Source organism: Escherichia sp. KTE52 (assembly GCF_000408325.1).
GTDB classification, from domain to species: Bacteria; Pseudomonadota; Gammaproteobacteria; order Enterobacterales; family Enterobacteriaceae; genus Escherichia; species Escherichia marmotae.
The window spans coordinates 304,154-328,505 of record NZ_KE138677.1; the positions used below are offsets into that span (position 1 = coordinate 304,154).

Below are 24,352 nucleotides of genomic sequence, written 5' to 3' on the forward strand. Positions count from 1 at the left end.
CCTTTTTACTCAATCAGGCGGCGGTGTTCGCCATACATTGTTCGCGGTTTATTGCCTGCAAGGCTGAGACATCAACAATCAGTGCTACGCTTCCGTCGCCAAGAATTGTTGCGGCGGATATTCCAGGAATTTTGCGATAGTTACTTTCAAGGTTTTTCACCACCACCTGGTGTTGACCAATTAATTGATCCACCAGCAAGGCATAACGACGACCACCACTTTGCAGGATCACGACAATCCCCTGGGTGGCTTCAGTTTTCGCACCAGCGACATTAAACACTTTCCACAGTTCGACTATTGGCAGATATTCACCACGCACTTCAAGTACCCGCTCGCCACCTGCCAGCGGATGCAGATCGACTTCACGGGGTTGCAGTGATTCCATGACAGCATTCAGCGGCAGAATGAAAACTTCATCAGCAACGCGCACGGACATACCGTCGAGGATCGCCAGTGTCAGCGGTAGTAAAATGCGGATCGTTGTACCTGTGCCCGGCTTCGACTTGATTTCGACATGGCCGCCCATCTCCTGGATATTACGTTTAACGACATCCATGCCGACGCCACGCCCGGAAACATCGGTAACCTGCTCCGCCGTGGAAAAACCCGGAGCAAATATCAACATCGCCACTTCGTCGTCGCTCATGTTGTCGCTGACAGGCAGCCCTTGCGAGGCGGCTTTTGCCAGAATCCGCTCACGATTTAGTCCCGCGCCATCGTCGGTCACTTCGATGCAGATGTTACCGCCCTGATGTTCGGCTGACAGGATCAAATTTCCGACGCTATTTTTACCTGCGGCGAGGCGTTTTTCCGGCAGTTCTATACCGTGGTCAAGGCTGTTGCGTACCAGGTGGGTCAGCGGATCGATAATGCGTTCTATCAGACTCTTGTCGAGTTCGGTGGAGCTGCCTATAAGCGTGAGTTCTACTTGTTTGCCGAGTTTACCCGCCAGGTCGCGCACCAGCCGCGGATAGCGGCTAAAGACATATTCCATCGGCATCATACGAATCGACATCACCGATTCCTGCAAATCACGGGCGTTACGTTGTAACTGCCCCATGCTGGTAATCAAATCCCCATGATTTACCGGGTCCAGTTCACTGGAGCGCTGAGCGAGCATTGACTGGGTGATGACCAGTTCACCGACCAGGTTTATCAGTTGATCAACCTTTTCTACCGCCACACGGATGCTGGTCGATTCGCTACCGCGCGTCGTTTTTTCCCGCTCTACGCGTCCGGCTGGTGCTTCTGTTGCGGCCAGTTCCAGCACTGGCGGGGTCGATACTGTTGGTGCAGGCTCTACCGCTTCAAAGGCAATCTGATCGGCTTCAATCACAAAACAGAGCACGGCGGTAATGTCGTCTTCCGCAATATCTCCCGACATTGTTGCAGATAATGAATCCGCACCTTTAACCACGTCAGTTAATGTGGTCAACTGCTCCAGTTCGTCTTCCAGCAGATCGACTTCATCCGCCTTCAGGCGTGAAAGGATAATTCGTCGCGGCGACTCACTGTTACTCTGCTCATTTTGCGGTTCACTTTTGGCAACCACACTTAACCGGGTCACTGCGGGCACCGTTTCGCCTTTCGCTTCTAATGCCAGTTGACGCAAGGCCTGGCAGATATAATCGAAGCTGGCGGCATCCGGCTCTTGCGACTGTTTATAAGCGTCGAGCTGTTCCTGCATGATATCTTTCGTTTCCAAAAACAGATTGATAATGTCGGTATTAAGCTGCATCTCACCGCGTCTGGCTTCATCGAGCAGGTTTTCCATCAGATGCGTGGTTTTCTGTAACACGGTAAAACCAAAAGTTCCTGCCCCTCCTTTGATGGAATGGGCCGCACGAAAGATAGCATTCAATTGTTCGGCATCTGGCGCTTCTGGCTGCAAATCCAGCAGATGTTGCTCCATATCGGCCAACAATTCGTCCGCTTCATCAAAAAATGTCTGATAAAAATCGCTTATATCCATGCTCACGCTGTCACCTCGGTTCGGCTGATGGCATTGTGGGAACACTGACCTGCGGAGCGCCCCCAGTTTTTTCCAGTACACTTACCGGCTCATTCTGGCTTTCAGCGTTTTCATGCAAAATGGCCTGCTCGGCCTGTCTGTTCAGGACCAGCAGACTGATTCGACGGTTGACAGCATCATCAGGTCCGCGATCGCTTAAACGCATGGTCGCCGCCATGCCGACGACGCGCAGAATTTTGCCATCAGCCAGCCCCCCCACCATTAGCTCACGGCGCGACGCATTAGCGCGTTCGGCAGAAAGCTCCCAGTTGCTGTAGCTTTGCTCACCATTGGCGTAAGGGAAATCATCGGTATGACCGGAGAGACTGATACGGTTAGGAATACCATTCAGCACTGGCGCAATACTCCGCAGAATGTCGCGCATATAGGGTTCGACGTCAGCACTGCCGGTTTTAAACATCGGGCGATTCTGGCTGTCGATAATCTGAATGCGTAAACCTTCCTGTACCAGATCGATTTTGAGATGTGGACGCAGCGCCCGTAGTTTCGGGTCTGACTCTATAAGCTGGTCGAGATCGCCACGCAATTTCCGCAACCGACTTTGCTCCATGCGTTTTTTCAGTTCTTCAATGTCCGGCTGCTTATTCACTTCTCCCTGACTCTGAGTGTAATCATCACCGCCGCCGGGAATTGGGCTTTCGCTATTAGAAATGCGATCACCACCCGTTACCGCGGTCGCCAACGGCGTGCGGAAATATTCCGCTATCTGTATCAGCTCTTTTGGGCTGGAAATGGAGATCAGCCACATCACCAGAAAAAAAGCCATCATCGCGGTCATAAAGTCAGCATAAGCAATCTTCCACGATCCATGCGCCGAGCCGTGGCTTTTTGCTTTGCGTCGTTTGACGACAATTATTGGGTGCGCGTGATTCTTCATACTTCCTCGGTTGTCGTCTGCTGTTGCGGATTTTTTACCGCGCGAACGTGTTCTTCCAGCTCAACAAACGATGGTCGTTCACTGGAGTAGAGCGTTTTACGACCAAATTCAACGGCAATTGGCGGTGCATAACCGTTCAGATTAGAAAGCAGTATGACTTTGACGCATTGCATCATTTTGCTGGTCTCTGCGCTTTTCTGGCGCAAAACACTCGCCAGTGGGGAAATAAATCCGTAAGCCAGTAAGATACCGAGGAAAGTCCCTACCATCGCATGAGCAATCAGCGCCCCCAGTTCGGCGGCAGGCCGGTCAGCCGATCCCAGCGCGTGAACCACCCCCATCACTGCCGCGACAATACCAAATGCCGGGAGCGAGTCACCGACCAGCGCCAGGCTGTTAGCGGGAACTTCCGACTCGCTTTCGTGGGTTTCAATTTCTTCATCCATCAGCGCTTCGATTTCGAAGGTATTCATATGGCCACTGATGATCAGGCGCAGATAATCAACGATAAAATCAAGCATAACGGTATCCGCGAGGATGCGGGGATAACTGGCGAAGATCTCGCTTTCGCGGGGGTTTTCAATATCGCGCTCCAGCGAAAACATGCCCATCTGTCGCGATTTCGCCATGAGTCGGTAAAGCAGTGCCAGCAGATCCATATACATCGCTTTGGTGTATTTGGAGCGGCGAAACAGTAACGGCAGCGCTTTGAGCGTGCCTTTGATTGCTTTACCGTTGTTACCGACAATAAACGACCCAATACCTGCACCGGCAATAATCACCAGTTCAGCGGGTTGATAGAGTGCTCCAAGGCTTCCGCCGGTCATCAAATAACCGCCGAAAACTGTACCGAGAACAACCAGGTAACCTAATAAGATAAGCACGACATCATCCTTTCACTGTTGACCATGACAGGATGTTCAGTCGTCAGACGCTAACTTACCGTTGGGAAAAAAAAGCAGCGGCAATCACTTACCGCTGCTGGAGTGTTTCGCCACATCGTGTGAGTTAAACAGCCTGTACTCTCTGTTCATCCAGCAGTTGAGGGATAATATCGGCAGGGTTTTGAGAAAGTTTACGTCTTTTTACCGCACGTGATGGCGGTTGACATAAGCTGCAGGCAAAGCTGCCAACAGGCTGATGGGCATGGGTGATAAAATTACCGCCGCAACATTTGCAACTGGAAAGTTGTAGTAAACCACTTTCAACAAATCGCACCAGTGTCCAGGCACGGGTCAACGCCAGTAGCGGACCGTCTTCGGCTTGCGGACACTGTTCGAGGTATAAACGATAGGCTTTGATCACTGCATCGACGCCGTTACATAACCCTGTTTTCAGTAAAAACTGCCATGCATTACAAAACATCGACGCATGAACATTTTGTTCCCAGGTCATAAACCAGTCGGTGGAGAATGGCAACATGCCTTTCGGTGGGGGGCTTCCGCGCAGTTCTTTATAGAGTTTGATCAGCCGTCCACGACTTAATTGTGTTTCACTTTCCAGCATCTGCAAACGAGCGCCAAGGGTGATCAACTCCATTGCCAGTTGAATATCCCGGGCTTCCTGAACAATGCTTTTTTCGCTCATTGTCAGGCCCTTTTTTTACGTAGCACTTCTTCGGGCTGATTAACATCATTCAACAAACGCGTAGATAGCATGATGCCGGTATGAACTTGCTGGAGATCGTCAACGCGGGAATCCTGCGTTAGCTGATTAATAGTCTGGTGGCTGTCAAAGCGGAAATGGCAAATCAGTTGATTGGTTTCTGCCAGTTTAACCATTTGAGGAAGAGTCAGCGTCGCTAACGTTGTTGCCATTTCTTCATTAATACCGAGACGAAACATGGCGGACGCTTTGTCCTGAACGATCAGACGTTGTGCAAGAAGTAAATATGACAAATTAATGTCATAAATATGTTTCAGCAACTCGGAGGTATGCATTATTCCCATCCAGAATAACTAACTTTATTTTTATGCGGTATCACCGCACCCCGTGATGTCGCCGGGAAATCCCGGTAAAAAGTAAAGAACAATGGAATAGTTGCGATCAACGAAAAAACACACAGGCAGTGTAAGAGATGAAACAATCCCTTACAGAGAACAGTGTTTTTTACACTTATCTAAGATTTTTCCTAATTCGACGCAACTGTACTCGTCACCACTCACACATACAACGGAGCGGTGTTGCGATTTTCGATAATGTGTGACTCAGATCACACAAAACAATCAATTACTTAACATTAATGTATAAGTCATACTTTTGTTTTGGTCATATTTCATTCTGTTAAAAAGTTTTTCAGCTTGCCTGGCTTCAAAAATGAAGTGGGTAGATAAAATGATGATGTTGCGCACTGTTAATATAAATCACCGTAAATAACCACCTGCTACATATAAAATAAATATATTCACCTCCTATAACTTATTTTCAAACAGAGAGTTACATAACATGAGTTTCTTCAAGTGAAAATAAATCCGGGAACATCTCATATGTTACAACAATGTTCTATAAATATTATCCATTTGTTCTATACGGGGAATTGATAATTTTAGTTTTTATAACCTCATCTGTAATCATGTGATAACTGTACGTTATTAATTAGCCTCACTTACTAATAACCAGCCTAATATTTACTGTTTTGACTGAGTTGTTATTGCATCAGTACCTCATTCAGAGTAAAGCTGTAATAACACCTGAAGTTCACAGAATAAGGAGCAGGTTATGAGCTATACCAATATTCTTGTTGCTGTTGCTGTCTCACCAGAAAGTCAGCAACTGTTAGCAAAAGCGGTTTCTATCGCCCGTCCGGTAAATGGGCGCATAAGTTTAATCACTCTTGCTTCCGACCCGGAAATGTTCAATCAATTAGCCGCGCCGATGCTTGAAGATTTACGCAGCGTGATGCAGGAAGAAACACAAAACTTTCTTGATAAATTAATTCAGGATGCGGGATATCCGGTAGAAGAGACATTTATTGCTTACGGAGAGTTAAGCGAACATATTCTGGCAGTATGCCGTAAACATAAGTTCGATTTGGTGATTTGCGGTAACCATAATCACAGTTTCTTTTCGCGAGCGTCCTGCTCAGCGAAAAGTGTGATTGCCTCAAGTGAGGTTGATGTGCTGTTAGTTCCACTTAAAGGGGATTAATTCCACTTACGCCAGCTTTGGAAAGGTAGCGACTTTATCGCGTTGCTGACTTTCCGCGCTTCGCGGTACTACCTGCTTTAGGTCGCGGATAAAGCACTCCTGCCAGTGTTTAATATCGTTTTTGATAATAACTTCCAGCATTTCTGCATGGCGGGAAATACGTTCCGCCAGCGACATGCTCAACGCCCGATTGAGCGCCGCCGCGACTTCATCACGATCGTATGGGTTAACAATTAGCGCTGACGTCAGTTCGTTTGCCGCACCGGCAAACTGAGAAAGTACCAGTACGCCCGGATTTGCAGGATCCTGAGCGGCGACATACTCTTTTGCGACCAGATTCATCCCATCACGCAGCGGCGTCACTAACCCGACATCGGAATAGCGGAAGATTTTCATCAATAATTTACGATCAAAATGCTGATTCAGATAATAAAGCGGCGTCCAGCCTAATTGCCCATATTTACCGTTAATTCTCCCGGCTTCATTTTCCAACTGATGACGAATATCCTGATACGCTTGCACATCACCACGCGAGGTCGGCGCAATCTGGGTATAACGAATTTTACCATGATGTTGCGGATATTTTTCCAGCAGCGCTTCATAAGCAAGAAAACGTTCTGGCAAACCTTTGGAATAATCCAGCCGCTCGACAGAAAAGATATTCTGCACATTTTTCAGTTCCGCTTTTAATTGCGCCAGTTTTGCCGGTAGCGGCCCGGCAGCCTGTTTAGCAATCTCATCCGGTTCAATACCAATCGGGTAAACTTCTGTACGAAATGCTTTGCCCCAGGCCGTGTGATTGCGCGAGCTACGTGTCGTGACCCGCGTCAAGTTGGAAAGGCAATCCAGGAACGCCAGACGATCGTTTTCTGTCTGAAACCCCAGCAAATCATAATCACAAAGCTGTTCCAGCAATGTGTCATAAATTGGTAGCGCATTAAAGATTTCCGGTGTCGGAAAAGGAATATGCAGGAAGAAACCGATGCGATTGTTCACGCCGCGTTTACGTAATTCCTGCGCAAATGGCAACAAGTGATAATCGTGGATCCAGATAATGTCATCATCTTCCAGCAGCGGCAGTAATTTGTCTGCCAGTAACGCATTCACGCGTAAATAGCCTTCCCACGCTGAACGCTGAAATTGCACCAGATCGAGTCGGTAATGGAATGCCGGCCAGAGAACGGCATTGGAGAATTGGTTGTAGTATTCGTCGAGATCTTTTTCACTGAGGTTAAAAGAGGCCCAGGTAATATTTCCTTTTTTCACCTTTTTTAGCGGCTGATCCTCATTCCCTGTTTCGCCACTCCAGCCAAACCACAGTCCACCTGCAGTTTTCAGTGCCCCCAGTATGCCGACAGCAAGGCCACCGGCACTGGCGGCGTGCTCGTCTGGTGGTGCAATTCGGTTAGATACTACGACTAAACGACTCATAGTCATCACTCCTGTTATTTTCTCTTTTTTGTTTTTGTAATGCGTTGGTTATCAATTCAAGCCAGCCCCAGACATCCGGCACGCCCGCCAGCCGCCATGATGCCTGGGTTGCGCCTGTACCAATTTTTACTGACATTCCCCCCAGTCGATTAATAACCGCGAAGCCAGATTCATCGGTTAAATCATCGCCCAGAAACACCGGCTTCCGACCGATGAAGGGAACTTCCTGCATAAATGCAGCAATAGCCTCCCCTTTACTGGTGCCTCGCGGTTTAATCTCGACGACACACTTTCCCTGTTGTAATGCCATTTGCGGCCAAATCTGAGTAATACGTTGCGCTAACGTCAATAAGGCGTCTTCATGCTGCGGTGCCTGACGATAATGCAGTGCAAACGCCATCCCTTTGGATTCCAGCTCCGTGCCGGAAAGTTGGGCAATCGCCGTATGCAGTTGCACACTAATATCACGAGCAATCGCTTCCGGCAGGTGAACGATATGCGTTTTACCATTGATGTCACGGCGCTCCGCCCCATGCACGCCCGCTAACGGGAAGCGATAAGGTTTTGCCAGTGCGTCAAGTTCCACCATTGAGCGCCCTGATATCAATGCCAATGCACCATCACTTGCGGTTGCCAGTAGCTGAAGTCCTTGCAGAATAGTGTCAGGCACGACGACCTGATCAGGATGCGGTTTGATTTCCGCCAGCGTTCCATCGAGATCAAAAAACCAGGCATATTTCGCGGATAGTTCAGGGGGTTCGGTTAACGGTTCTGTCACCCGGTACTCCTCCTTATCTTTTTATAGTTCGCGCAGAACGCGCTTTACAGACATGTAAGTATAGACAGTGTGACGTAGCTCGCCATTTGCAAAAAAGAACAGCCAACCTTTGTGGCGGTTGGCTGTGGAGGAAAGTCGAACTAAATTTATGCTGAAAAAAACATCAGACAGTGCGTTTCGCTTTTTGCTTATAACGGTCGAAGATCACCGCCGCCAGCAGGATTAAGCCACGGACAACGTACTGCGCAAACGGAGAAATATTGAGCAGGTTCATGGCGTTTTCTACAGTGCCTAAAATTAAGATACCCGCCACTACATATGAGATTTTTCCGATGCCACCTTTCAGAGAAACGCCGCCTAAAACGCAGGCGGAGATAACAATCAACTCATAGCCTATCGAAGTCATCGGCTGACCGCTGGTCATACGTGAAGCCAGAACAATCCCGGCAATTGCCGATACCAGACCAGAGAGAACAAAGATAATGATTTTGGTGCGGACAACGGGTACACCAGCCAGACGCGCCGCCTCTTCATTACCACCAATCGCCAGCGTGTTGCGCCCAAAGGTGGTTTTGTTCAGCAGCAAACCGAAGACAATCAGACAAGCCACCGTAAGCCAGATTGGCGCAGGCAGGCCGAACCAGTTGGCATAACCAAGAGCAAAGAAACTTTCATCTTCGATACCGACCGCTTTACCATCAGAAATGATGTACGCCAGACCACGAACAATCTGCATCGTCGCCAGCGTCGTAATCAAGGCGTTGATTTTTAGTTTGGCGATAACAAAACCATTCACCAGACCACAGAGGACGCCCAGCAGCAAGCCTGCCGCCACGCCAATCCACAGGCTTTCGGTCAGATTGATAACCACCGCCGTCGTGACACCTGCGCAGGCAATTACCGAAGCGACGGAAAGGTCAAAGTCCCCCGAAGCGAGGCAGAACAACATGCCGCAAGCCACCATTCCCGACATGGAGATTGCCAGCCCGAGACCTTTCATATTAATGAAGGTGGCAAAGTTCGGTACAAAAATGGCACAGGCGATAAACAGCACCGCAAACACCACCAGCATACCGTACTGATCCCAGATACGGCCGAGGCTGAATGACGACTTAGGCGCGCCAGACCCCGATGTAGAAACAGAAGACATCATACTCTCCTTACTCAGGCAACAGCCTGGCTGACTTTAGGCATAGCAAGGCTTAGTGCCTGACGCTCATCTGCCTGTTCGTGTAGCAATTCACCGGCGATTTCGCCCTCACGCATAACGACAATACGATCGGCTACGCCAAGGACTTCGGGCAGATCGCTGGAGGCAAACAGCACCGCCACGCCCTGCGCCGCCAGCGTATAAATCACGTTGTAAATTTCGTGCTTAGCGCCCACATCAATGCCGCGCGTTGGTTCATCCAGCAAAATGACCTTCATATCTTCCGATAACCAGCGCCCAAGAATGGCTTTTTGCTGATTACCACCAGAGAGATTCATGATCAGTTGCTCTGCGCCCGGCGTTTTGATGTTGAGCGAACGAATGTGGTGATCAGCATTGTTTTCTTCCCAGCCGTTGTTGATCACACAACCGCCGAGCACATGCTTGCGACGGGCGCTGATGTTGATATTGTCACGAACGGAATGCACCGGAATAATGCCTTCCGCTTTGCGATCTTCCGGGCAGAGCATCATGCCAGCAGCAATAGCGTGGCCCGGTTTACGGATATCGATCGGCCTTTGGTCGATATAAACCTGACCGGCAGTGATTTGCGTACCGCCAAACATACCTTTCATTAATTCGCTACGCCCTGCCCCTACCAGCCCAAACAGACCGACGATTTCGCCACTGCGAACAGTCAGGCTTATTGGCGTGCGTACACCTGGTGCTTTCACTGCATCCAGACGCAGCCGCTCCTCACCATAGCTGCGCGGTTGCCAGCCGTAGATATCACCGAGATCGCGACCAACCATCGCCTGTACCAGTGACTCATGATTTACTTGCTGCATATCAGTGAAGGTTTTGACATAACGCCCATCTTTGAAGACGGTAATAGCGTCACTTAGGGCAAATATTTCTTCCATACGGTGAGAAACGTATAAGATCACTCGCCCCTCTTTTCGCAGTTCACGAATGACGCGGAAAAGGTTGTCAATTTCTCGTGCCGACAGAGAACTGGTTGGCTCATCAAAGGCGATAATTTTGGCGTTACGCGCCAGCGCTTTGGCTATTTCAACCATCTGCCACTGGCCGATGGAGAGATATTTCAGTGGCGTACCGGGGTCAATATCCATCCCCAGATGTTTAAGTTGTAAACCCGCTTCATAGTTCAGCAGCGAACGATTCACTATGCCGCCTTTATGAGGAAGCTGGCCGAGATAAATATTTTCCGCGACGGTCATTTCCGGCACGAGATGCAGTTCCTGGTAAATAATCGCAACCCCCGCGTTAAGCGCAGCGGTAGTGTCGGAAAAGGATATTTCCTGTCCGCTAATTGCGACAGAACCCGTGGTTGGCGCATAGTTGCCGCTAAGGATTTTTAAGAGTGTTGATTTACCGGCACCATTTTCACCCATCAACGCATGAACCTGACCGGCATAGCAGTCAAAACTGATGTCCGTAAGCGCCTTAACGCCGGGAAAGGTTTTACCAATGCCGCGAAATGAGAGATACGGGGTAGACTGTTGCATAACGTCTCCGTGAATCACTGGTCATTCACACCCCCTCTGCATCACGCAGAGGGGAATTTTTTCGGCAGATTACTTACCGCCTAACCCTTTTTTCTCCAGTTCTTCTTTAAAGTTGTCGCGCGTAATCAGAACGACATCGGTAACTTCAGTGAATTTCGGTGGTTCTGCGTCTTTCGCTACCCAGTTGTAGAGCATTTCGCTGGACTTATAACCATGTACGTCCGGGCTTGGCAGCAGTGAACCGTAGAAACCGGTAGCCTGGGCTTTGGACAACTCGCTTACTGCATCCACGCCGTTGATACCGATACCGATGATATCTGCCGCTTTAAAGCCCTGACCTTCCGTCGCGCGCACGCCGCCAAGCACAGTGCTATCGTTCATCCCGACGATCAGCCAGTGTTTAACTTCAGGATGCTGAACCAGCATGGAGTTGGCGGCGTCAAATGCCCCCGGGATATCGTTAGATTTGGTAGGAACCTGATAAATTTGTTTTTCCGGGAATCCGGCAGCTTTCAGCGCGTCCATAGAGCCTGTAGTACGACGACGAGCGGTATCCAGTTCGTTAGCTGTAATCGCCATTACGGCACTTTCTTTTACATCCCAACCTCGTTTCTGCATCTCTTTATACAGTTCCTGGCCCTGACGCTCGCCAATTTTGGTCGCCGCCATCATCACCAACGGCACGGTATCCATCGGCTTACCTTTGGCATTTACAAACTGATCATCCACGGCAATAACTTTCATACCATAGCCACGTGCTTTCGCCACAATAGCGGAACCCAATTTCGGGTCTGGCGTACAAATGACAAATCCTTTCGCGCCACTGGCCGCCAGGCTGTCGATAGCGTTCAGCGTTTTTTCACCATCCGGTACGGCAATCTTAATAACTTCAAAGCCTAAATCTTTCCCGGCTTTATCGGCAAATTTCCATTCGGTCTGGAACCACGGCTCTTCGGGTTGCTTTACCAGGAAACCGAGTTTCAGGTTTTCTGCCATAGCGGATTGTGACATAACAGCAGCCAGACCGATGGCCGCAAGAGCTTTAGTAAATTTGTGCATGGTTATCTCCAGCTTTAGCATCATTTTTTGTAGGGTAAAAACTAAGAACTTTAGTTAATTTAATCGGAAAACAAAGCATTACCTTTAACGAAAAGATAATTGGCCGTGTTGGCATAGTTTTAGCGAGAAATTAATTCTCCATAGGAGAGCAATATCACATCGCAGAATTACAGTCAGAACGTGCATGAATTTAGCGAGAAATGACATACTGGAAACAACAATTGTCTGACAAATAAAAAGTGCATTAGCAGATTAGTCCATGACATTAGCCTGGAAGTCCTTGTGGTATGCGTTGAGTGGTCTGGAGTGTCTTTTTTTTAATCTAATTATTACCGGACAGAAGTCTGTCCATTTTAAGCTGAATGGTAAAATGGGTAAGCGCTTGTACAAAATTCATTTCGGCGTTAATTATCACCACCATCATTAATTAATGAGTAAATCGATAATGAGAGCCACCTCTCATAGTCAGGAAAAGTTTTAAAATATCACATCGTCATCATGTCATTAATATTTTAATTTAATATCAATGAGATACACAAATGCACAGCATTGACAATTATTGCAAACCCATTGCTCTTATCAATGAAATGTAAAAAATTATAAACTTGGTGATTTAAGGATTTTCTTATATTCGTTCAGACGTTATGCTTATTTCAGATCATCGTCAGAATTGACTCCACGATCACATTTCGGACATGCAGAAAGGAATTATTCTGCAAACAGTAATTACGGTGTTTTGATTCATCTTGCACCTCACGTCTTCTGGATATAAGGATATTAGGTATGGCAACCACTGGAATGCTTCTCAAACTCAACACCCAAATGAACCGCGAGTTTTACGCATCCAATCTCTACCTTCACCTGAGCAACTGGTGTTCTGAACAAAGTCTGAATGGCACCGCTACTTTCCTTCGCGCCCAGGCACAGAGTAACGTGACCCAAATGATGCGCATGTTTAATTTTATGAAAAGTATCGGCGCGACGCCCATCGTTAAAGCTATTGATGTGCCAGGTGAAAAGCTTAACTCTCTGGAAGAACTCTTCCAAAAAACGATGGAAGAATACGAGCAGCGTTCAAGCAAGCTGGCACAATTAGCCGATGAAGCTAAAGAATTGAATGATGATTCAACCGTCGATTTCCTGCGCGATCTGGAAAAAGAACAGCAGCACGATGGCCTGTTACTGCAAACCATTCTTGATGAAGTACGCAGCGCGAAACGTGCCGGTATGTGCCCTGTCCAGACCGACCAGCATGTTCTTAATGTTGTGTCGCATCAGATACACTAATAAAAATCGACGCCTTAAATCACGCGCCGGATATAAAAATTGTTGAGAAAACCGCTGCTTCATACTCTTGAAGCAGCGGTTTTTTTAATGGGATTCACTTTGTGGGGTAAACTTGAGTTCAATCAATGCGATAGCTTTCTGGATAGCACGCATCGTAACCGGATCGGCTGCGGCGGGATGGTTAGTAAAATCAATATTCTTCAACTGGCCAGACATTTTTTCACGAACCTCAACAGGTGCAATCACATCGAGTACGTCGAGAATTTGTTTGATCACCAACTGGCAAGCGACAACATCAGAAACCAGTTCCTGATCGGCATTCAGCGGCTGGGACATTGTAAACTCCTGATAGCATTTGAAAGCCGATATAGTAGCGGCTTCACTTCTTCAGCGATAGTCACATCCACCGTCCTCAGGATACAAAAAACCTGCCGGAGCAGGTTTCTTGTTATCTGAACATATTGCCTGGCGGTACATCTTTGAACGTCTTGCAATAGTTATTAAACATACTTTTCAGGATTTTGCGCAGTTTCATCGCGGCACTCCGACCATTTGTTATGCAGGTGTTATCGTCTTTGCACTTATAATATGACAATCATCACAAAAATCAATCTTTATGTGATCTGAATCACACAAATACCCCTTTAATGTTATAAAAATGATAACCATAAAGTCACCGCTAACTGTCTGACCTCTGGAAAAAGCAAGGAATAGCACCGATCCGTCGTCTTTTCTGTCCATAGCCTGGTCGTATCCGCAAGTACAATACCTGTTTCTTCTTCCTCTTCAGGCAGTGACATGAAACATCTGATAATTGTTCTTTCACTTTTAACATTAGCGGGCTGCACCGTAACTCGTCAGGCTCAATTGAGCGAAGTCAACGCCACGAGCGGTATTGTGCGCCTCGTTTACGATCAGGCATTTTTACAAAACGCCCGTACTGACAGCTATCTCAATCAGGAAATAGCGCAACGTGCATGTCAGCAGGCAGGGTTTACCCGCGCCATTGCGTTTGGGCAACCTGTAAGTAACTGTAGTGTGTTTGCGGGGTCGTTATGTCTGAATACGGAATTTACACTGTCGTATCAGTGCCAAATTTTAATACCCTCGACTTATCAATAAAGACCTTAATCAGCGAGGGAGGCTTCGCTGGTTAATTGATGCCATAAATAGCAGTAATGCGTTTTATTCCCATTCGTATTTTTAATAATTGAATTTAATATTTTACCTTTTGCAAATAATAAAATAACAAATTATAGTGGCGCCACAGAAACAAAAATAACCTTTGTGGAGCACTATCATGCTGAAACCAGAAATGATTGAAAAACTCAATGAGCAGATGAACCTGGAACTGTACTCTTCACTGCTTTATCAACAAATGAGCGCCTGGTGCAGCTACCATACCTTTGAAGGCGCGGCCGCGTTTCTGCGCCGTCACGCCCAGGAAGAGATGACGCATATGCAGCGTCTGTTTGACTATCTGACCGATACCGGAAACTTACCGCGTATTAATACTGTTGAATCCCCGTTTGCTGAATATTCTTCACTTGATGAATTATTCCAGGAAACTTATAAGCATGAACAATTAATCACGCAGAAAATTAACGAACTGGCTCATGCTGCCATGACCAATCAGGATTACCCGACATTTAATTTCCTGCAATGGTATGTTTCTGAGCAACATGAAGAAGAGAAATTGTTCAAATCGATTATTGATAAATTAAGCCTGGCAGGTAAAAGCGGCGAAGGTCTTTATTTCATCGATAAAGAACTCTCTACCCTCGACACGCAAAACTAATCTTCTCCGGCGGCAGATTTTCTGCCGCCGTTGCATATCAGTGACGGCAAATTTTACTTGTATCGGTTGAGAACCCTTCTTCGCTGGGAATAAATTTACCTTTCGCCGCCAGAAACGCCACCAACTCGCCCGCAGTCATCCCTTCTGCTGAGCAGGTATGAAAACGCGCCTGTTCACCAAAACGCGCTTTAATCGCCGCCTCCAGACTGGCGTGCGTATATTGCTCACCTGATTCAATCATCATATTTAACACTTCATGACCGTGAATAGATTCCATCGTTCCTCCTCAAAAAAGGCATAGCGTAGCGATAGCCGCTCATCAAGGCTTTGCGCCAGCGCAGTTCTGAATGCATTTTATCGTACAGTTTTATTTACATCTAATGTAACGTCGATTTGACGAAAAATGTAGAATGCCTTAACCTGCGCCGCAGATATCACTTATAAAGATCGTCAGGACAGAAGAAAGCGTGAAAAACAGAACTCTGGGAAGTGTTTTTATCGTGGCAGGAACCACAATTGGCGCGGGTATGCTGGCAATGCCGCTGGCAGCGGCAGGTGTCGGTTTTAGCGTCACGTTAATCTTATTGATTGGGCTTTGGGCATTGATGTGCTACACAGCGCTGTTACTGCTGGAGGTGTACCAGCATGTCCCGGCAGACACCGGTCTGGGCACGCTGGCAAAGCGCTATCTGGGGCGTTATGGGCAGTGGCTGACTGGCTTCAGTATGATGTTTTTAATGTATGCCCTGACGGCGGCGTACATCAGCGGTGCAGGTGAATTACTTGCCTCCAGCATCAGCGACTGGACAGGCATTCCAGTGTCGGCAACCGCTGGCGTGTTGTTGTTCACTTTTGTTGCCGGTGGTGTGGTTTGTGTCGGGACGTCGCTGGTCGATTTGTTTAACCGCTTTCTGTTTAGCGCCAAAATTATTTTTCTGGTGGTGATGCTGGTACTGCTGTTGCCGCATATTCATAAAATGAATCTTTTAACCCTGCCGCTGCAACAAGGACTTGCGTTGTCTGCGATCCCGGTAATTTTTACCTCGTTTGGCTTCCACGGTAGTGTGCCGAGCATCGTTAGTTATATGGATGGCAACATTCGCAAGCTGCGCTGGGTGTTTATTACTGGTAGTGCGATCCCCCTGGTAGCGTATATCTTCTGGCAACTGGCGACGCTGGGCAGCATTGATTCAACAACCTTTATGGGGCTGCTGGCTAATCATGCCGGGTTAAACGGACTGTTACAGGCGTTACGCGAAGTGGTGGCCTCACCGCATGTCGAACTGGCGGTGCATTTATTTGCTGACTTAGCCCTCGCAACATCCTTTCTCGGCGTAGCGTTAGGCTTATTTGATTATCTGGCAGATTTGTTTCAGCGTTCAAATACCGTTGGAGGGCGACTGCAAACTGGTGCAATTACTTTTCTGCCGCCGCTGGCGTTTGCGCTGTTTTACCCACGTGGCTTTGTGATGGCGCTGGGTTACGCCGGTGTGGCGCTGGCGGTGCTGGCGTTAATTATCCCTTCCCTGCTGACCTGGCAGAGCAGAAAGCATAATCCACAAGCTGCTTATCGAGTGAAAGGTGGCCGTCCGGCGCTGGTGTTAGTGTTTCTCTGCGGCATTGGCGTGATTGGTGTGCAATTTTTGATTGCGGCAGGATTGTTACCCGAAGTGGGATAATCGCCTTGATAACAACGTTGGGTGCCGGAAACATCTCCAGCACCCAATATGCCCTCTTAATGCAGGCAGCACTGCTTAAATTTCTTACCACTGCCGCACGGACAAGGATCGTTACGGCCCGGCTTTTCTTCTGCTTTGATCGGTTGCTGAACAGGTTTTTCCTGCGGATGCGCCATCCAGTAAGCATGTAAATCAAGCGCTGCCAGTCGAATGGCTTCTACGCTTTCTTCAAATGCTTCTGGCGACAACTTCTCTACCCGCGCAAAGTTTTCTTCTGTACCGTGTAGAGCTATCGCCTCAAGCGCCGGTTTTAACGAATCTGGCAATGCCGACCAGTCAGCGAGGGCAACGCCACGCATATAGCCAAAGCACCACTCCTCAACAATCGTCAGCTCGCTACCGTCAACTTCTCGCAGGCCAAACAACGGTTCAAACTGCTCAGGAAATTCGTTCAGACGTTCTGCGGTATCGGCCATATGTTGAAAAGCCAGATTCATAAAGCGCGTCATCTCTTTTTCTGACGCCCAGCGCGGCACATAATCCGCCCCGCCCCAGACAGCAACCAGCCACTGTTCTGGTTCAATTTCTTGCGGAGAACTCAACACCGCCGTCAATAAACCGTCCAGCTCAGCCACATCAAGGATGGCGTGTTCAGTGTTGTATTTGGTCAGGATATCATCCAGCCATTCCAACTCACTTTCGTTTAACGGTCCAGTTTTCATACGCTTTTCCTTGTGGATCTCGACTCGCCAGCGCCTATCTTACATGTCGGTCTGGCAGAGAGATACTTTTTGAGTGGATTACCCGGTGATTAAAAATAAGAGGGGTGTAACGACAAGTTGCAGACACAAAAAAACCACCCGAAGGTGGTTTCACGACACTGCTTATTGCTTTGATTTTATTCTCATCTTTCCCATGGTACCCGGAGCGGGACTTGAACCCGCACAGCGCGAACGCCGAGGGATTTTAAATCCCTTGTGTCTACCGATTCCACCATCCGGGCTCGGGAAAAAAGTGGAGGCGCGTTCCGGAGTCGAACCGGACTAGACGGATTTGCAATCCGCTACATAACCGCTTTGTTAACGCGCCAAATTCTTCAGGCTTTTCAGCCAGACACCCGCTTAAGCCGATGTCTTTTAAACTGGAGCGGGAAACGAGACTCGAACTCGCGACCCCGACCTTGGCAAGGTCGTGCTCTACCAACTGAGCTATTCCCGCATTCATCAAGCAATCAGCTAATCACTTGATTTTATTATCGTCTGGCAATCAGTGCCGCCGTTCGATGCGTTGCATTCTACTTACCTGACGCGATGAGTCAACGATATTTTTCACCAGTTTTGATCGTTTGCTGAATTTTGCGTCGAAACGATCACTGATCAAGCAGATCTGCGCGCGCAGCGCTCAAATATTGCAACATTGACCACAAAGTCAGTACCGCTGCCACAAAGAAAAGTGCAATACCAGCGTATTCAACCCAAATGTTCGGGCGCCATAACAGCCAGGCCAACGCTACCATTTGAGCAGTAGTTTTAACTTTACCGATCCAGGATACGGCCACGCTGCTGCGTTTACCCAATTCAGCCATCCATTCGCGCAACGCGGAGATGATAATTTCACGGGCAATCATCGTTGCTGCCGGTAAAGTCACCCACCAGCTATGGTAATGTTCTGTTACCAGCACCATAGCGATGGCTACCAGCACTTTATCTGCTACTGGATCAAGGAAAGCACCAAACCGGGTACTCTGGTTCCAGCGACGCGCCAGAAAACCGTCGAACCAGTCAGTCACCGCTGCGACACAGAAAATGAGCGCAGCAGCAAACGGTGACCAGGTAACAGGCAGATAAAAAACCAATACAAAGAATGGGATAAGGATGACACGGAACAGTGTGAGCAACGTAGGGATATTAAATTGCATAATGACGGGTAACTATCTGTTGTCAGTAAGATTACCCCTATGTTGCTACAGAGACATCAATGTTTCAACGACCAGAAGATCTTTTCTGCCAGACCTTGCGAAATACCCGGCACTTTTGCAATTTCCTCGACGCTGGCGTTACGTAAACCTTGCAAACCGCCCATATATTTCAACAACATTTGCCGGCGTTTTGGCCCGACACCTTCGATGGTTTCCAGGGTGCTGGTATTTTTGACCTTTGCCCGTTTTTTGCGGTGACCGCCAATCGCATGATTGTGTGATTCATCGCGAATATGCTGGATGACATGCAGCGCAGGTGAATCTGGCGGCAGGCTGAATCCCTCTCCTTCCGGCTCGAAGAACAGCGTTTCCAGACCAGCCTTACGATCGGCCCCTTTCGCTACCCCAAGTAACAGCGGATGGTTTTTATCCCATGAGACATCCAGCTCAGCGAAAACATTTTTCGCCTGCGCAAGCTGTCCTTTGCCGCCGTCGATAAGGATCACGTCCGGGATCTTACTGTCGTCGATAGCTTTTCCGTAACGCCGACGCAGCACCTGATTCATCGCCGCATAATCATCGCCCGGCGTAATACCAGTAATGTTATAGCGTCGATACTCCGCTCGCAGCGGGCCGTTAGCATCGAACACCACACACGAAGCGACTGTTTGTTCGCCCATGGTATGGCTGATATCAAAACACTCCATCCGCTTCACTTCCGGCAGTTTCAACACGCTGGCAAGCGCAGACAGACGCTGGTGAACAGTAGATTGCTGCGAAAGTTTGCTGGTTAACGCAGTCGCCGCATTGGTGCGCGCCAGCTTCAGGTAACGTGCCCGATCGCCACGTGGTTTGGTCTGAACGTTAATCTTTCTCCCCGCCAGTTCCGAAAGAGAATCGGCAAGCAGCGTTTTATCGCTAAGATTAAAGTCGAGCAGGATCTCACCCGGCAAAGTGCGCATCTGACTACCCTGTAAATAGAACTGGCCGACAAAAGTTTCCACCACTTCGCCCAATTCCGTACCGCCAGGTACTTTCGGGAAATAACTACGGCTACCGAGCACCTTGCCCTGACGAATAAACAGGACGTGGACACAAGCCATGCCTGCATCAAACGCCACGCCAATAACGTCAAGATCATCACCAGTATTGGAGACAAACTGTTTTTCGGTTACGCGCCGCACCGCCTGGATTTGGTCGCGAATACGTGCAGCCTCTTCAAATTCCAGATTCTGGCTGGCTGTTTCCATGCGGCTAATCAGTTGGGTAAGCACCTGATCGTCCTTGCCGGATAAAAACAGGCGCACATACTCTACCTGCTGGGCGTATTCTTCTTCACTCACCAGCCCTTCAACGCACGGCCCCAGACAACGCCCTATCTGATATTGCAGACACGGACGCGAGCGGTTGCGATAAACACTATTTTCACACTGGCGAATCGGGAAAATTTTTTGTAGCAGCGCCAGGGTTTCACGCACGGCATAACCGTTTGGGAACGGGCCGAAATATTCACCTTTGGCATGTTTCGCGCCGCGATGCATAGCCAGACGCGGATGGGTATCGCCACTCAGGAAGATAAAGGGATAAGATTTATCATCGCGTAACAGAACGTTGTAACGCGGTTGATAGAGTTTAATGTAGTTGTGCTCCAGCAATAACGCTTCTGTTTCGGTGTGGGTAACCGTGACATCGATTTGCTGGATCTGGGCGACCAACGCTTCGGTTTTGCGCGAAGCGAGGTTGCTACGGAAATAACTGGAAAGCCGTTTTTTCAGGTCTTTCGCTTTGCCGACATAAATAACCGTACCACCAGCATCATACATGCGATAAACGCCCGGCTGGCTGGTTACGGTTTTTAAAAACGCTTTTGCGTCAAACTGAACACTCACTGACTTGTTAATGTCTCCGCATTACACAGACCATGGCGAATTGCCAGGTGAGTCAACTCAACATCGCCATGTATGTTTAATTTACTAAACATACGGTAGCGATAGCTGTTCACCGTTTTCGGGCTGAGATTAAGCTGTTCTGAGATCTCATTGACCTTCTGGCCTTTGGTAATCATCAGCATAATCTGCAATTCACGTTCCGACAAACTGGCAAACGGGCTTTCTGTTTTTTCTGGTTCGATTTGGCTTAACGCCATTTGTTGAGCAATGTCAGAAGCAATATAACGCTGCCCTGAATAAACAGAACGAATCGCGCTCACGACTTCCTGCGGGGCTGCGCCTTTGCTGAGATAGCCCGCGGCACCGGCCTGCATCACTTTCGCTGGTAAAGGGTTTTCGGTATGAACCGTAAGCATGATGATTTTGACATCGGCTGTCGAGCGGGCGATTTTACGCGTCGCCTCAAGACCACCAATGCCAGGCATACTCATGTCCATTAGCACAACGTCAACGGTATTTGCCCGGCACCACTTAACGGCGTCTTCACCGCAGGATGCCTCACCGACAACTTTAATACCCTTTATATCTTCCAGAATGCGTCGTATCCCTGCGCGCACCAGTTCGTGGTCATCAACAAGTAGAACGTTGATCAAAGGAATATCTCCAGAAATAGGGATAACGCTACTGATAGTTAGTCATTAGTATATTAGCGGGTTTTATTGCAACTTTGAAACGTTAAAAATGGTGGGTATTCGATTTTTCTCTCGTTTTTGTAAATTCGATTGTCCACAGTTATGATCACGCCCGTCATCAAAGGTTTGCCGGTTCGTTTCACAGCACAACCAACGGCGAGATGTGACAAAAATTGACTTTATTCAGCACAAATGAAAAATCAGCGGTATGAATATGTAACATTAATTAACCCGAACAATACGTGCAAAAAACATTCATGATAAAAATATTTATTGGTCATTATATTGACTGAATTAATATAGTTGACGATACAGCGCACAAAAAACAACCACTAATATTTTTAGCAAAGCTTATGGTATACTCCGCCGCCTTAACATTTTTCACCGCAAATTTTTATTGCAACATGACGAGGAAAATAAATGAGTACGCCTGATTTTTCTACTGCCGAGAATAATCAAGATCTGGCAAATGAAGTCTCCTGCCTGAAAGCGATGCTGACGCTGATGCTGCAGGCGATGGGACAAGCTGACGCGGGCCGCGTGATGTTAAAGATGGAAAAACAGCTTGCGCTGATCGAAGACGAAACCCAGGCTGCAATATTTTCCAAAACGGTTAAGCAAATTAAACAAGCCTACCGTCAGTAATATAAAACCGGCTGAAAGCGCGCCTTTCAGCCGGTTTTGCATCTGGCACGCAGAATGTAATTGATGTCATATTAAGCCAGTTGCAGCAGCGTAGCAGGCAACCTGTGTCTTATTTGGTGCATTGATTTTTTTCTGCATGTTTTTCTGATGAAAATTGACCGTATTTTCAGAGATTGACAAGATCATCGCTATCTCTGCTGACGTTTTTCCTTCCGCGGTCCATTTCAGAATTTCTTTTTCCCGCTTGCTGAAATTCATCTCTGGCGTCATCACTATTTCATCATTTAAGCGTATCAACGCCATCAGACTTTCGCGCACCGATAACTGCATTTTTAATTGCAGTTCATCACTAAGGCCAGGTATTTCACGCGTACTACTACGGGAAAAGGACAAAAAACCCAGCGCCCGGTTTGGCAGCATTAAATACTGAGTGACACCACGGCGTATACCATGTGCACGCGCGGCTTCCCATAGCGGCTGCGCTTCGCTAAATAAGTCATCATTCCACAATAAATGCCCCTGACTGAAGTTTTCATGGTTAAGCACCGGATCAATGGCAAGAAAGTTTTTTGCCTGATAATAACTAATCCATGATTTCGGGTAATTGGTGTAGAAGGCCACTTTCGGTCGCGTGAATGGCACCGGGTGACGCACACATAATGAATAGAAATCGTACTCGAGTTGTTGAGCCTGCCGCTCTATTTCATGGTAGACCTCTTCCGCGGCCTCCATTCTCTGAAAACGTAACAGCATCGTGCGACGCCAACTGAAAAAATCCGTATCCTGCATAGTTAACCGCAACGCTCCTGAGAGTGAGTATCATTTATATTGATAACTCAAACTATCACATAAATAAGATTTATATATAATTTATATTATTCAGACAATGAATTACTTTTGCAAGACATAGCATTCTTTTATGTTATTAATAAGTTATGCTGATTTGTTAAGCAATTCACCAGATTGAGAGCGCGTTCTCGCCCCGTCTGGAAAGCCGACGGGGCTGATTTTTTCTTATTATTGCAACAGAAACTTCTCAAGGAACTGGCGGGTACGGGGCTGCTGCGGATCAGCAAATAACGCTTTTGCTGGCCCCTGCTCGACTATCCGCCCCTGGTCCATAAAGATCGCGCGGTCAGCAACGTCACGAGCAAAGCTCATTTCGTGCGTCACAATGACCATCGTGCGCTTTTCCTGTGCCAGTTGGCGGATGGTATTCAGGACTTCGCCCACCAGCTCCGGATCCAGCGCCGAGGTAGGTTCGTCAAACAGAATGACTTCCGGGCGCATCGCCAGCGCACGCGCAATCGCCACACGTTGCTGTTGACCGCCGGACAAACGACGCGGATAGCTGGTCTCTTTCCCCGTCAGCCCGACCTTCGCCAGCAGTTCGCGGGCGCGTGTCGTGGCCTCTTCTTTCGGTTCGCCTTTAACGATCACTGGCCCTTCAATAATGTTTTCCAGCACCGTACGATGCGGGAACAGATTAAAGTTCTGGAACACAAACCCGACGTGCTGGCGCAACTGGCGAATCAGCGATTTTTGCTGACTTAACGAACGTGCGGTATCAATAGTAATATCGCCAACGGTGATGGTCCCCGCCTCTGGCTGTTCCAGCAAATTTATGCTGCGTAGCAACGTGGTTTTGCCGGAACCACTCGGGCCGATAATTGCCACCACTTCGCCGGTGTTGACCTCCAGATCGATACCGTGCAGCACCGTCTGACCGTGGAATTTTTTCACCAGGTTTTTAACTTCAATGGCACTCATTTTGGCTCTCTCTCCTGGCGATTTAGTTGATTCTCAAAATGGTTCTGCAGCGTCGATAACACTGTCGCCATAATCCAGTAGATGAGCGAAGCCGCCAGATACATGGTGAACACTTCCAGAGTACGCGAGGTTATCAACTGCGCCTGACGAAACAGTTCCGGCACCTGAATCGTCGCGGCCAGTGAGGTATCTTTCACCAGGCTGATAAAGCTGTTCGACAGCGGCGGCAGTGCCACCCGCGCCGCCTGCGGCAAAATTGCGCGACGCATAGTTTGCCACGGCGTCATGCCAATACTGGCAGCCGCCTCCCACTGACCTTTATCAATAGACGAAATCGCTGCCCGCAGCGTTTCGGCAGCATAGGCGGCGGTGTTCAGTGACAGTCCAATCATCGCTGACGGAACCGGATCTAATTCAATGCCAAACTGCGGCAGACCGTAGTAGATCATAAACAGTTGTGCAATGAGCGGCGTACCGCGAAAAATGGAGATGTAAAAACGCGCCAGCCAGCGTACGGGCCATATGGGTGACAGGCGCATCAGCGCGAGAATAAACCCCAACAGCAAACCGAAAAACATACCGCCGATGCTGAGTTGCAGCGTATACCCAGCCCCTTTTAGCAGGAACGGCAAAGAATCAATAACCAGTTGTATACTTTCTTGCATGAGCGT

Annotated in this window: 27 protein-coding genes and 3 tRNA genes; 7 read left to right on the top strand and 23 right to left on the bottom strand. The window is 48.2% G+C overall.

Annotated elements, in window-relative coordinates; all coding sequences use genetic code 11:
* Nucleotides 1–13 precede the first annotated feature (13 nt).
* The 5 genes from cheA to flhD all read right to left on the bottom strand — a co-directional run bounded on the left by cheA (nt 14) and on the right by flhD (nt 4,849).
* Nucleotides 14–1,978: a chemotaxis protein CheA gene (gene cheA, locus A1SC_RS15635; RefSeq protein ID WP_001516557.1), complete on the bottom strand. Its 1,965-nt coding sequence runs from the start codon at nt 1,976–1,978 to the stop codon at nt 14–16.
* Between the two features lie 4 nt (nt 1,979–1,982).
* On the bottom strand, nt 1,983–2,909 hold the full coding sequence (motB, locus tag A1SC_RS15630) for a flagellar motor protein MotB (protein WP_000788500.1): 927 nt from the start codon (nt 2,907–2,909) through the stop codon (nt 1,983–1,985).
* The gene (gene motA / locus A1SC_RS15625; RefSeq protein WP_000906344.1) at nt 2,906–3,793 is read right to left on the bottom strand and encodes a flagellar motor stator protein MotA; all 888 of its coding nucleotides are present in this window, start codon (nt 3,791–3,793) and stop codon (nt 2,906–2,908) included. Before motA ends, motB begins: the two co-directional genes overlap by 4 nt.
* A gap of 124 nt (nt 3,794–3,917) precedes the next feature.
* Nucleotides 3,918–4,496: a flagellar transcriptional regulator FlhC gene (gene flhC, locus A1SC_RS15620; protein WP_016248815.1), complete on the bottom strand. Its 579-nt coding sequence runs from the start codon at nt 4,494–4,496 to the stop codon at nt 3,918–3,920.
* Between the two features lie 2 nt (nt 4,497–4,498).
* Nucleotides 4,499–4,849, bottom strand: coding sequence for a flagellar transcriptional regulator FlhD (gene flhD, locus A1SC_RS15615; protein ID WP_001516558.1), 351 nt, complete (start codon nt 4,847–4,849; stop codon nt 4,499–4,501).
* Nucleotides 4,850–5,627: 778 nt separating this feature from the next.
* Here flhD and uspC point away from each other — a divergent pair.
* The gene (gene uspC, locus A1SC_RS15610; protein WP_000122662.1) at nt 5,628–6,056 is read left to right on the top strand and encodes a universal stress protein UspC; all 429 of its coding nucleotides are present in this window, start codon (nt 5,628–5,630) and stop codon (nt 6,054–6,056) included.
* Nucleotides 6,057–6,062: 6 nt separating this feature from the next.
* Here uspC and otsA read toward each other — a convergent pair whose 3' ends face one another.
* From otsA to araF, 5 genes are all read right to left on the bottom strand, one after another.
* Nucleotides 6,063–7,487, bottom strand: a complete 1,425-nt coding sequence (otsA, locus tag A1SC_RS15605; RefSeq protein WP_001516559.1) for an alpha,alpha-trehalose-phosphate synthase — start codon at nt 7,485–7,487, stop codon at nt 6,063–6,065.
* Nucleotides 7,462–8,265, bottom strand: coding sequence for a trehalose-phosphatase (otsB, locus tag A1SC_RS15600; RefSeq protein WP_000138763.1), 804 nt, complete (start codon nt 8,263–8,265; stop codon nt 7,462–7,464). The genes otsA and otsB overlap by 26 nt, the downstream gene beginning before the upstream one ends.
* Nucleotides 8,266–8,428: 163 nt before the next feature.
* Complete coding sequence (gene araH / locus A1SC_RS15595; protein WP_000100211.1) at nt 8,429–9,415, bottom strand: arabinose ABC transporter permease AraH; 987 nt, start codon at nt 9,413–9,415, stop codon at nt 8,429–8,431.
* A 14-nt stretch (nt 9,416–9,429) separates the two neighbouring features.
* Nucleotides 9,430–10,944 (bottom strand): arabinose ABC transporter ATP-binding protein AraG, encoded by a 1,515-nt coding sequence (araG, locus tag A1SC_RS15590; RefSeq protein WP_001187777.1) that lies wholly within the window; start codon nt 10,942–10,944, stop codon nt 9,430–9,432.
* Nucleotides 10,945–11,013: 69 nt separating this feature from the next.
* Nucleotides 11,014–12,003: an arabinose ABC transporter substrate-binding protein AraF gene (gene araF / locus A1SC_RS15585; protein ID WP_000548681.1), complete on the bottom strand. Its 990-nt coding sequence runs from the start codon at nt 12,001–12,003 to the stop codon at nt 11,014–11,016.
* A 783-nt stretch (nt 12,004–12,786) separates the two neighbouring features.
* Here araF and A1SC_RS15580 point away from each other — a divergent pair.
* Complete coding sequence (locus tag A1SC_RS15580; RefSeq protein WP_000246123.1) at nt 12,787–13,290, top strand: non-heme ferritin-like protein; 504 nt, start codon at nt 12,787–12,789, stop codon at nt 13,288–13,290.
* An 84-nt stretch (nt 13,291–13,374) separates the two neighbouring features.
* Here the strand turns inward: A1SC_RS15580 and yecJ are convergent, their stop codons facing one another.
* Both yecJ and azuC read right to left on the bottom strand, forming a co-directional pair.
* On the bottom strand, nt 13,375–13,626 hold the full coding sequence (gene yecJ, locus A1SC_RS15575) for a DUF2766 family protein YecJ (protein WP_000082115.1): 252 nt from the start codon (nt 13,624–13,626) through the stop codon (nt 13,375–13,377).
* Nucleotides 13,627–13,738: 112 nt separating this feature from the next.
* Nucleotides 13,739–13,825: a stress response protein AzuC gene (azuC, locus tag A1SC_RS24490; protein ID WP_010723106.1), complete on the bottom strand. Its 87-nt coding sequence runs from the start codon at nt 13,823–13,825 to the stop codon at nt 13,739–13,741.
* A gap of 263 nt (nt 13,826–14,088) precedes the next feature.
* Between azuC and yecR the strand changes: the two genes are divergently transcribed.
* Together yecR and ftnA are read left to right on the top strand one after the other, a co-directional pair.
* Nucleotides 14,089–14,412, top strand: a complete 324-nt coding sequence (gene yecR, locus A1SC_RS15570; RefSeq protein WP_000681531.1) for a YecR family lipoprotein — start codon at nt 14,089–14,091, stop codon at nt 14,410–14,412.
* Nucleotides 14,413–14,590: 178 nt separating this feature from the next.
* Complete coding sequence (ftnA, locus tag A1SC_RS15565) at nt 14,591–15,088, top strand: non-heme ferritin (RefSeq protein WP_000917208.1); 498 nt, start codon at nt 14,591–14,593, stop codon at nt 15,086–15,088.
* A 37-nt stretch (nt 15,089–15,125) separates the two neighbouring features.
* Here the strand turns inward: ftnA and A1SC_RS15560 are convergent, their stop codons facing one another.
* The gene (locus A1SC_RS15560; RefSeq protein ID WP_000443798.1) at nt 15,126–15,365 is read right to left on the bottom strand and encodes a YecH family metal-binding protein; all 240 of its coding nucleotides are present in this window, start codon (nt 15,363–15,365) and stop codon (nt 15,126–15,128) included.
* Nucleotides 15,366–15,555: 190 nt separating this feature from the next.
* Between A1SC_RS15560 and tyrP the strand changes: the two genes are divergently transcribed.
* A complete protein-coding gene (gene tyrP / locus A1SC_RS15555; RefSeq protein WP_000797551.1) occupies nt 15,556–16,767 on the top strand; it encodes a tyrosine transporter TyrP in 1,212 nt (403 codons plus the stop codon).
* Nucleotides 16,768–16,823: 56 nt separating this feature from the next.
* On the opposite strand, the gene yecA is transcribed toward tyrP, so the two are convergent.
* From yecA to uvrY, 7 genes are all read right to left on the bottom strand, one after another.
* Entirely contained in the window at nt 16,824–17,489 is a 666-nt protein-coding gene (yecA, locus tag A1SC_RS15550) for a UPF0149 family protein YecA (RefSeq protein WP_000847906.1), read from the bottom strand.
* Nucleotides 17,490–17,683: 194 nt separating this feature from the next.
* A tRNA-Leu gene (locus tag A1SC_RS15545) sits at nt 17,684–17,770 on the bottom strand.
* 12 nt (nt 17,771–17,782) lie between these two features.
* Nucleotides 17,783–17,856, bottom strand: a tRNA-Cys gene (locus A1SC_RS15540).
* A 53-nt stretch (nt 17,857–17,909) separates the two neighbouring features.
* Nucleotides 17,910–17,985 (bottom strand) — tRNA-Gly (locus A1SC_RS15535).
* Nucleotides 17,986–18,136: 151 nt separating this feature from the next.
* A complete protein-coding gene (pgsA, locus tag A1SC_RS15530; RefSeq protein WP_001160187.1) occupies nt 18,137–18,685 on the bottom strand; it encodes a CDP-diacylglycerol--glycerol-3-phosphate 3-phosphatidyltransferase in 549 nt (182 codons plus the stop codon).
* A 56-nt stretch (nt 18,686–18,741) separates the two neighbouring features.
* Nucleotides 18,742–20,574, bottom strand: a complete 1,833-nt coding sequence (gene uvrC / locus A1SC_RS15525) for an excinuclease ABC subunit UvrC (RefSeq protein WP_000116020.1) — start codon at nt 20,572–20,574, stop codon at nt 18,742–18,744.
* Nucleotides 20,571–21,227, bottom strand: a complete 657-nt coding sequence (uvrY, locus tag A1SC_RS15520; RefSeq protein WP_000611331.1) for a UvrY/SirA/GacA family response regulator transcription factor — start codon at nt 21,225–21,227, stop codon at nt 20,571–20,573. The genes uvrC and uvrY overlap by 4 nt, the downstream gene beginning before the upstream one ends.
* 332 nt (nt 21,228–21,559) lie before the next feature.
* On the opposite strand from uvrY, the gene A1SC_RS25015 reads away from it, so the two are divergent.
* Together A1SC_RS25015 and yecF are read left to right on the top strand one after the other, a co-directional pair.
* Nucleotides 21,560–21,700 (top strand): hypothetical protein, encoded by a 141-nt coding sequence (locus A1SC_RS25015; RefSeq protein WP_228929308.1) that lies wholly within the window; start codon nt 21,560–21,562, stop codon nt 21,698–21,700.
* Nucleotides 21,687–21,911 carry a DUF2594 family protein YecF gene (gene yecF, locus A1SC_RS15515; RefSeq protein ID WP_000106471.1) on the top strand — a complete coding sequence of 75 codons (225 nt, stop codon included), beginning with the start codon at nt 21,687–21,689 and terminating at the stop codon, nt 21,909–21,911. Before A1SC_RS25015 ends, yecF begins: the two co-directional genes overlap by 14 nt.
* Nucleotides 21,912–21,977: 66 nt before the next feature.
* Here the strand turns inward: yecF and sdiA are convergent, their stop codons facing one another.
* The 3 genes from sdiA to tcyL all read right to left on the bottom strand — a co-directional run bounded on the left by sdiA (nt 21,978) and on the right by tcyL (nt 24,346).
* Nucleotides 21,978–22,700: a quorum-sensing transcriptional regulator SdiA gene (gene sdiA, locus A1SC_RS15510; protein WP_016262076.1), complete on the bottom strand. Its 723-nt coding sequence runs from the start codon at nt 22,698–22,700 to the stop codon at nt 21,978–21,980.
* 228 nt (nt 22,701–22,928) lie between these two features.
* The gene (gene tcyN / locus A1SC_RS15505) at nt 22,929–23,681 is read right to left on the bottom strand and encodes an L-cystine ABC transporter ATP-binding protein TcyN (protein ID WP_001516561.1); all 753 of its coding nucleotides are present in this window, start codon (nt 23,679–23,681) and stop codon (nt 22,929–22,931) included.
* A complete protein-coding gene (gene tcyL, locus A1SC_RS15500) occupies nt 23,678–24,346 on the bottom strand; it encodes a cystine ABC transporter permease (protein WP_001158227.1) in 669 nt (222 codons plus the stop codon). Before tcyL ends, tcyN begins: the two co-directional genes overlap by 4 nt.
* Nucleotides 24,347–24,352 lie beyond the last annotated feature (6 nt).